This is a genomic window from Collimonas sp. OK412 (assembly GCF_900112135.1).
Lineage (GTDB): Bacteria > Pseudomonadota > Gammaproteobacteria > Burkholderiales > Burkholderiaceae_D > Collimonas > Collimonas rhizosphaerae.
The window spans coordinates 1-8,806 of record NZ_FOLC01000049.1; the positions used below are offsets into that span (position 1 = coordinate 1).

General features: G+C 61.3%; 6 protein-coding genes and 1 pseudogene. 6 read left to right on the top strand and 1 reads right to left on the bottom strand.

The window, feature by feature from the left end:
- The first annotated feature begins 341 nt into the window (after positions 1-341).
- From alaC to BM062_RS24605, 6 genes are all read left to right on the top strand, one after another.
- The gene (gene alaC / locus BM062_RS24575) at positions 342-1,535 is read left to right on the top strand and encodes an alanine transaminase (protein ID WP_092402311.1); all 1,194 of its coding nucleotides are present in this window, start codon (positions 342-344) and stop codon (positions 1,533-1,535) included.
- A 277-nt stretch (positions 1,536-1,812) separates the two neighbouring features.
- Positions 1,813-3,024 carry a type VI secretion system-associated FHA domain protein TagH gene (gene tagH / locus BM062_RS24580; RefSeq protein WP_092402293.1) on the top strand — a complete coding sequence of 404 codons (1,212 nt, stop codon included), beginning with the start codon at positions 1,813-1,815 and terminating at the stop codon, positions 3,022-3,024.
- A complete protein-coding gene (locus BM062_RS24585; protein ID WP_092402296.1) occupies positions 3,017-3,805 on the top strand; it encodes a PP2C family protein-serine/threonine phosphatase in 789 nt (262 codons plus the stop codon). Before tagH ends, BM062_RS24585 begins: the two co-directional genes overlap by 8 nt.
- A gap of 71 nt (positions 3,806-3,876) precedes the next feature.
- On the top strand, positions 3,877-5,544 hold the full coding sequence (locus BM062_RS24590) for a serine/threonine protein kinase (protein ID WP_092402299.1): 1,668 nt from the start codon (positions 3,877-3,879) through the stop codon (positions 5,542-5,544).
- A 24-nt stretch (positions 5,545-5,568) separates the two neighbouring features.
- On the top strand, positions 5,569-6,042 hold the full coding sequence (locus BM062_RS24595; RefSeq protein ID WP_139220193.1) for a TssQ family T6SS-associated lipoprotein: 474 nt from the start codon (positions 5,569-5,571) through the stop codon (positions 6,040-6,042).
- A 288-nt stretch (positions 6,043-6,330) separates the two neighbouring features.
- A complete protein-coding gene (locus tag BM062_RS24605) occupies positions 6,331-8,406 on the top strand; it encodes an NADPH-dependent 2,4-dienoyl-CoA reductase (RefSeq protein WP_092402308.1) in 2,076 nt (691 codons plus the stop codon).
- Between the two features lie 73 nt (positions 8,407-8,479).
- On the opposite strand, the pseudogene BM062_RS26310 reads toward BM062_RS24605, so the two are convergent.
- Positions 8,480-8,806 (bottom strand): annotated as a pseudogene (locus tag BM062_RS26310) (hypothetical protein); the annotation flags it as partial.

The following is an 8,806-nucleotide window of genomic DNA, read 5'->3' on the forward strand; positions in this document are numbered from 1 at the left end:
AAGCAACTCGCCTTCGGCTCAAACATCTTTCCCCACAATTCCCGGCTGACACGCGCCGGATTTGGCAACGTCTCAATGCGGAATTCAAAAGCAACGGCAACCCCAACGGCAACCCCAACGTCAAAAGCAACTTCAACCCCAACGTCAAAATCAACCGCAACGTCAAAAGCCACAGCCTTGTCTATTTGCCGGATGCGGTGACAAACAGGTTTTCCGAATCGTGGCCGGCGGCATTTTCGTTATTGCGCAATCATTCGTTGTTCAATAGAATCGTCGCTGGAGCGCCAATCCGTTCCAACGTCGCTCGGACGGTTCCGGGCGCTAACGTGAAAGTACAAGCCATGTCTGAATCCGCAACTCCGCGCAGGTTTTCGCGCATCGATCGTCTTCCCCCTTACGTTTTTAATATCACCGCCGAGCTGAAAATGGCGGCGCGCCGGCGCGGGGAGGATATTGTCGATATGTCGATGGGCAATCCCGACGGCGCTACGCCGCAGCACATCGTCGACAAGCTGGTTGAAGTATCGCAGCGGCCCGACACCCATGGTTATTCCGCATCGAAGGGTATTCCCCGGCTGCGGCGGGCGATCAGCCATTGGTACAAGAAACGCTATGACGTCGAATTCAACCCGGATACCGAAGCGATCGTCACCATCGGTTCCAAGGAAGGGCTGGCGCACCTGATGCTGGCGACGCTGGATCGCGGCGATACGGTGCTGGTGCCGAATCCGAGTTATCCGATCCACATCTACGGCGCGGTGATCGCCGGCGCAGATATCCGTTCGGTCCGCATGAGCCCGGGCGTGGATTTTTTCGCCGAGCTGGAGCGGGCGATACGGGAAAGTTATCCGAAACCGAAAATGATGGTGCTGGGCTTTCCGTCCAACCCCACCGCCCAGTGCGTCGAGCTGGAATTTTTCGAGCGCGTGGTCAAGCTGGCCAAGGAACACAACATCCTGGTGGTGCACGACCTGGCGTACGCCGACATCGTCTTCGACGGCTGGCAAGCGCCGTCGATCATGCAGGTGCCCGGCGCGCGCGATGTCGCGGTGGAGTTTTTCACGCTGTCGAAGAGCTACAACATGGCCGGCTGGCGCATCGGCTTCATGGTCGGCAACAAGGAGCTGGTGGCGGCGCTGGCGCGCATCAAGAGCTACCACGACTACGGCAGTTTCACGCCGGTGCAGGTTGCGGCGATTGCGGCGCTGGAAGGCGACCAGCAGTGCGTCAAGGATATCTGCGCCAAGTACCAGAGCCGGCGCGATGTGCTGGCCAAGGGCTTGCATGAGGCCGGCTGGATGGTCGATATCCCGAAGGCGTCGATGTACATCTGGGCGCGCATACCGGAAGCCTACCGCCACCTGGGATCGCTGGAGTTTGCCAAGCAGCTGCTGGAAAAAGCCAAGGTGTGCGTTTCGCCCGGCATCGGCTTCGGCGAATACGGCGATGAATACGTGCGCTTTGCGCTGATCGAAAACGAAGCCCGGATCCGCCAGGCGGTCCGTGGCATCAAGGCCATGCTGCGCCAGTCCTGAGGGCATTCGCTCCTCCTTGCGGGCAGGGCGGCGCCCTGTCCCGCAATTTCCAGACCTGCACCCCTGTTCTTGATCCCGGCCCTGGCTGACAGAAAATGTCACTACGGATGACAAGAGAGGGCAGTTTTGCAGGTTGAAAACCACCGAATTACCAGGTTTTTCGGGCTTCTCAGGTCGTTTCCGGCAGGCATTTCTTGGGCATGGAACTTGCAGCCAGGCAAGCCATGATTCTCTCAGGCTTTTTGCGCCAGGCCAGGTGCAGCTGGAAACCCACCCGATGATAAAAATTAGTGTCATTTCTTACAACAACGTGGCGCCTGAATTGCCTCTGTCGGCCGTGTTCGGCCGCGAGCCGAGGACCTTGGGCCGCAGCGATGAAAACCACTTCGTGCTGGCCGATCCCCGGAATTTTGTATCGCGCATCCAGGCGGCGATCAAAAGCGACGGCATCCGCCAGACCATCACCAATCTCAGCCGCGCCAATCCGATCCTGCTGAACGGGCAAGAGATCGACGCCGAGCGCGAATACGATTTGCAGATAGGCGATGAAATCCAGATCGGACTGTACTTATTGCGCGCCGAGGCGCAGCTCAACTTGATGAAAGATAATCCTGACATGACCAATCAGCCAGGCCAGCCACCGGCCAATCCGGTGAAACGGGTAAATGGCGGCAAACCGCTGCTGAGCGTATCCGAGACCCGCCTGGCGGCGCTCGCGCAATTGAACCTGGAACTGGCGGCGACCGCCAATTCGGCATTGCCTACTTCACCGGCACCGATGCCGGCGGCGCCGGTGCGTCCCGTGAGCGCGGTAACCCGGCCTGCCGCGAATCCGGCGCCGGCCGATGCCGGCGAAGAGAGCCAGGCCGAGCCATCCGCATCCAGCGAAGCGCTGGTGCTGGCGTTCATGAAGGGCGCGGGCCTGCCGGCCGGGACCCTGGCGCCGGAACTGACGGCGGAAATGATGGAAACCGTCGGCAAGCTGCTGGCAACGGCGGTGCAGGGCACGATCGACCTGAACGCATCGCGCGCGCTGGTAAAGCGCGAAGCGCATGCGGACGTGACCAAGGTAGTGGTCCGCAACAATAATCCGTTGAAATTCTTTGCCGACAGCCAGACCGTGCTGATCCAGATGCTGCGCAAGAAAATGCCGGGTTTCATGGGCGCCACCGAAGCCATGCAAGACGCTTACCAGGATTTGCAGGCGCACCAGGTGGGCGTGGTTTCCGGCATGCGTGCGACCATGAACGAGATGCTGCAGCGCTTCAATCCTGAAGTCATGGAGAAGCGCGCGAAAAAAGGCGGCGTGCTTGAGGCGCTGCTGCCGGCGAAGCGTAAGGCACGGTTATGGGATGCCTATGCCGAACGCTACCAGCGGATCATCGCGGAAGCCGCGCAGGACGATTTCCAGACCCTGTTCGGCAAGGCTTTCTTGCAGGCTTACGAAAGAAAAGTAGAGAAGCAGAAAAGAGAGACGCAGCATGCCTGAGCAATCGCTGCTCAGCGACACGGCGGTTCCGGTGGTCCTGAGCCTGGCGCAGCTGAGCCATGCCGGCGGGCGGCAGGTTAACCAGGATTCCTGGGGCAGCGTGCTGCAGGAAGACCTGGCTTGCGTGATTGTCGCTGACGGCGTCGGCGGCCAGTACGGCGGCGAGATCGCCTCGAATATCGTGGTCCATTCGATCATGGAAATGTTCGTGGAAGAAGCTTCTTTCGGTCCGCGCGCGCTGCAGTCCTATATTGAACACGCGGTAGCCCAGCTGACCCGGCGCCAGGCGCAGATCCCGCGCCTGAAAGACATGAGTTCAACCGTGGCGGTGCTGCTGATCGACCAGAAGAACCGTTGCGCGTTGTGGGGCCACATGGGCGACACCCGGCTCTACCTTTTCCGCCGCGGCAAGCTGTTGAGCGCCACCAAGGACCACAGCCTGATCCAGCAATTCGTCGACGCCGGCCATTGTTCGCCCGAGCAGCTGCGCCGCCATCCGCGCCGCAGCATCCTGTGCGCCGCGGTCGGCGTCGAGGGTAGCGCGCCGGCGGACATCACGCAGGACGTGACTCAGCTGCAAGGGGGTGATACCTTCCTGGTCTGCAGCGACGGTTTCTGGGAGTGGATCAGCGAGGCGGAAATGGAGCAGGCGGCGCTGCGGGCCGGTTCTGCCCAGGACTGGCTCGACCTCATGCACGCGATTGTCGAAAAGAACGGCAAGGCATCCAATATTCCGCTTGATAACTGTACTGCGTTTACGATTTATGTCGCCGAACCTTAACCCTCGGCGAATTGCTAGAGACGTGTTGATAGCTGTCCAGAATAATATAACTAACGTCGAATCCAGAGAATATGCAAAACGCCAAGCCGATTGACCAGCACGAAACGACGGCTGTCGAAAACTGCTTGCCCAAGGGTACGCGCCTGGCCGATTTTGAAATCATCGGCGTCATCGGCGAAGGCGGTTTTGGCATTGTCTACTTTGCGTTCGACCGGTCGCTGCGGCGCATGGTGGCGATCAAGGAATACATGCCGGGCGCGTTCGCCGGGCGCGGACCGGATAAAAAAGTCGTGGTGCGCTCGCAGCGGCACCGCGAGACGTTCACCATCGGCCTCAAAAGCTTCATCAAGGAGGCGCGCCTGCTGGCGCAATTCGACCATCCCGCGCTGATCAAGGTTTACCGTTTCTGGGAACAGAACAATACCGCCTACATGGCGATGCGCTACTACGAAGGCCGCACGCTGAAAAGCGTGGTGCAGAATTCGCCGGCGCAGGTGACCGAAGCCTGGCTGAAAAGCATGCTCAAGCCGATGCTGGAGGCGCTCGACGCCATGTACCGGGTGCAGATACTGCATCGCGACATCTCGCCCGACAACATCATGATCCAGAAGAGCGGCGAGGCGGTGTTGCTGGACTTCGGCGCAGCGCGGCAGATCATCGGCGACATGACCCATTCGCTGACCGTGATCCTGAAGCCGGGTTACGCGCCGATTGAACAGTACGCCGACGACGCCCTGATGAAGCAAGGGCCATGGACCGATATCTATTCGCTGTCGGCGGTGATCTATTTTGCTGTCGTCAAGAGCGCGCCGCCGACCTCGGTGGCGCGCATGATCAAGGATCCCATAGAGTGCCTGCAGGAAGGCGAGTACAGCGGCTTCAGCAAGGAATTCCTGGCCGCCATCGACAAGGGCCTGGCGGTCAAGCCGGACGACCGGCCGCAATCGATAGAGGAATTCCGCAAGCTGCTGGACCTGGAGCTGTCGGTGCCGATGCCGATGCCGGACAATGAAGCCACCGCCCCGATCGCATTCCGCCTGCCCAACCGCAAGAAACCGGGCGACGAACCGACGATCGGCGACGACCGGCGTGCGCGCAAGCGTCCGGCCGTGCCGCCGAGCGTACTTGACAAGCCGTTAAGGGCGCCGGCCTGGTGGATCGGCGCTGCCGTCGCCGTGCTGGCGCTGGGCGCCTACCTGTGGCTCAAGCCCGCCGGGAAGGCGGCGGCGCCGGCTGCAGTTGCCGCCGTCCGTGCTCCCGCCGTGGTGCCGGCGCCCAAGCCCGCCGCAGCGCCGGCCGAGCAGGTCCTTGATGAGGAAACCGTCGCCTGGGAAACCGTGAAACAGCTGAACGGCGCGACGCCGCAGCAGGTCGACGCTTTCCTGAAAAAATACCCGGGCGGCCCGCATGCGGAAGCGGCGCGCGCCAGGCTGGCCGAACTGCAAGGCAGCGGCACGGAGAATGTCGCAGCGGCAGCGGCCAAGCCGGCCGCGCTGAAGGACGCCGAGGCAAAAGCGGTCGATCCGACCGGCGTGGTTTTGCTGACCATCAAGCCATGGGGCAATGTGCTGGTCGACGGCAGCATGAAGGGCGTCAGTCCGCCATTGAAAAAACTGGTCCTGCCGGAAGGCAAACATCAGGTCAAGGTGGTCAATCCGAGTTTTCCTGACCGCGTATTTGAAATTGACGTCAGCCCGAAAAAATCGCGTAGTATCGACTACGATTTTTCGTCCCACTAAATGCATTTCAGCCAAGAACGCGTCATGACCACCTCTTTTACCCGTATCAGCAGCTTTGCGATGCTGGCTGCCGCCATGATGCTTGGCGCTTGCGACAGCCTCGACAGCATCACCAAACCGGCCGCGGCAGTGGCGACGCCAGGTGGAGCGGCAACCGCCGCCGGTGCAGCCGCCGCGCCTGAACAGCCGGCCCAGCCATCCGCCTTGGCCGACGGCATCGCCCTTTACAACAAGGGCAGCTACAGCGCCGCCGTCAAGCGCCTGGCGAATGCGCCCGAGATCTGGTCGGCGGATGTCGCGACCCAGACCGAAGCCCTGAAATACATGGCTTTCAGCTATTGCGTGACTGCCAGGAAGAAGCTGTGCAGGCAGCAATTCGACAAAGCCTTGAAACTCGATGCCGGCTTCGACCTGAGCGCAGGCGAAAAAGGCCATCCGTTGTGGGGGCCGGTGTTCAACCAGGCCAAGAAGGCAGCGGCGACAACCGCCAAAAAATAAGATCTTCTAGCGTCTGAAAACCGGTGCGGCAAAACCCGGTAGCAACGGGATCCGCTCAGCCATGAATTGCATGAAAATCGTGGCGCGCAGCGGCTGGTAGCGGCGCGACGGGTACAACAGCGAGGCTTCCTGTCCAGCTGCGCCCCATTCCGGCAGGGATCGCCCAGAATAGGCTAGTGCCTCTAATCGCCGCCAAAACAGGGATGTTTCAGCGATCCGCCGGCGCTTTTCAGGTAGATTCCGGCCTGTCACCGACTTTTGCAGCGCCACTGCTTTTTGGAAAAACCTATGTCCCACCCCGTCTACCCGCACCTGCTCGCCCCGCTCGACCTCGGCTTTACCACCTTGAAAAACCGGGTGGTGATGGGCTCCATGCACACCGGCCTGGAAGACCGCTTTTTTCATTACGGCAAGCTGGCGGAGTATTTCCGGGCGCGCGCCAAGGGCGGTGTCGGCCTGATCGTGACCGGCGGCATTTCTCCCAGCAGGCAGGGCTGGCTGCTGCCGTTCGGCGGCACCATGAACAGCATCGGCGACATCCACAACCACAAGCGCCTGACCAGCGCCGTGCATGAAGAAGGCGGCAAGATCGTGATGCAGATCCTGCATGCCGGGCGCTACGGCTACCAGCCGTTCGTGGTGTCGGCTTCAGCCATCAAGTCGCCGATTTCGCCGTTCAAGCCGCGCGCGCTGAGCGAAGGCGGCGTCCAGTCCACCATCGCGGCTTATGTGCGTTGCGGCCGGCTGGCGCAACGCGCCGGCTACGACGGCGTGGAAATCATGGGCAGCGAGGGTTACCTGCTCAACCAGTTCCTGTCGCCGCGCACCAACCATCGCCAGGACCAGTGGGGCGGCAGCATCGAGAACCGCATGCGGCTGGCGCTGGAAATCGTGCGCCGCATGCGCGCCGCGGTCGGCGAAAATTTCATCATCATGTACCGCTTGTCCCTGTTGGACCTGGTGGAAGGCGGCAATACCGGCGCCGAAGTGGTGGCGGTGGCGCAGGCCCTGGAGCAGGCTGGCGTAACCCTGATCAATACCGGCGTCGGCTGGCATGAGGCGCGCATTCCCACCATCGTCACTTCGGTGCCGCGCGGCGCGTTTCGTGAAGCGACGGCGCGCCTCAAGCGCGCCGTCAAGATCCCGGTGATTGCTTCCAACCGCATCAACACGCCGGAAGTGGCGGAACAGATCCTGGCCGAGGGCGACGCCGACATGGTGTCGATGGCGCGGCCGTTCCTGGCCGATCCCGAATTCGTGCTCAAGGCCGAGCAGAACCGCGCCGAGGAAATCAATACCTGCATCGGCTGCAACCAGGCATGCCTCGACCACACGTTCAAGCGCCAGCGCGCCACCTGCCTGGTCAATCCGCAGGCTTGCCATGAAACCGAGCTGGTCTACCGGCGCACGGTAAAAGCGCGGCGGGTAGCGGTGATCGGCGCCGGCCCGGCCGGCTTGTCGGCGGCGACCGTGGCTGCCGAGCGCGGCCATCGGGTGACGCTGTTCGAGGCTGCGGCGCAGATCGGCGGCCAGTTCAATATCGCGATGCAGGTTCCGGGCAAGGAAGAATTCAGCGAAACCATCCGCTATTTCCATCACCGTCTCAAACGTACCGGGGTCGAGCTGCAGCTGAACCAGCGCGTCAGCCACGAGCAGCTGGCGGCGCTCGGTTTCGACGACGTCATCGTGGCGACCGGGGTGACGCCGCGCAACCTGCGCATTCCGGGCATCGACCATCCGATGGTGCTGTCTTATCTCGACGTGCTGCAACGCAAGGCGCCGGTCGGCAAGCGGGTGGCGGTGATCGGCGCCGGCGGCATCGGTTTCGACCTGTGCGAATTCCTGCTGCACGATGCGCATGTGCCTTTGCCGGTGCCGATTGCGGAATGGATGGACGAGTGGGGTGTCGATCCGCTGGCGGCGGAATCGGGTGGACTGCGGCCTGCGGCGGTGGCGGCGCCGGTGCGGGAAATCCATCTGTTGCAGCGTAAGCAGAGCAAGGTGGGGGCGGGGTTGGGCAAGACTTCGGGCTGGGTGCATCGTAGCGTGATGCAGCGTAATGGGGTGCAGATGCTGGCGGGGGTTGATTACCAGCGTATTGACGATCAGGGTTTGCATGTCAGCATTGGTGGCGAAAGCCGGGTGCTGGCGGTGGATAACGTGGTGATCTGTGCGGGGCAGGAGTCCTTGTACGAATTGGTTCCGGCTGAGGTCCTTGCACCGGGAAAGCCTGGCGAACCGGTGAAAACCAGGAAGCAGCAGACGGGGTCGCGTTATCACGTGATTGGTGGTGCTTCGTTTGCCAGTGAGTTGGATGCCAAGCGGGCGATACGCGAAGGCGCCGAACTCGCCGCAGCGCTCTGATGTAATAGTTAAATGGGGTCAGAGTTTTTTTTCGCGCCTTTTGCGAAAATTACTCTGACCCTGACCCTTCCCCTCAAATCTCATAAGTTTTCACTCTATCCATTAGTTCGTTTTCGGCTTGGTTGTATAGACAGTATCGAAACTGTAATGCGTTCCGATCCGCCAGCCAGTGACGGGCGAGTGACAGGATTGATAGAGTGGAGGCGGATTTTTTGGCACTGCCATAAGCGAGCCGGTAGCCTTGGCCCAAGGCGGTTAGCCCAATGAGCCAAAGCGCGTAGGTTGCAAGCGCAGCGATGAGCAATAAGATGGCAAGGCGGTGGCGCTTGCGCGTCTGGCTGTCGCGCATTCCCATCCCCCACTGGGGATTCTTCAAGTCGCGAAAGGTCTGTTCGATTTG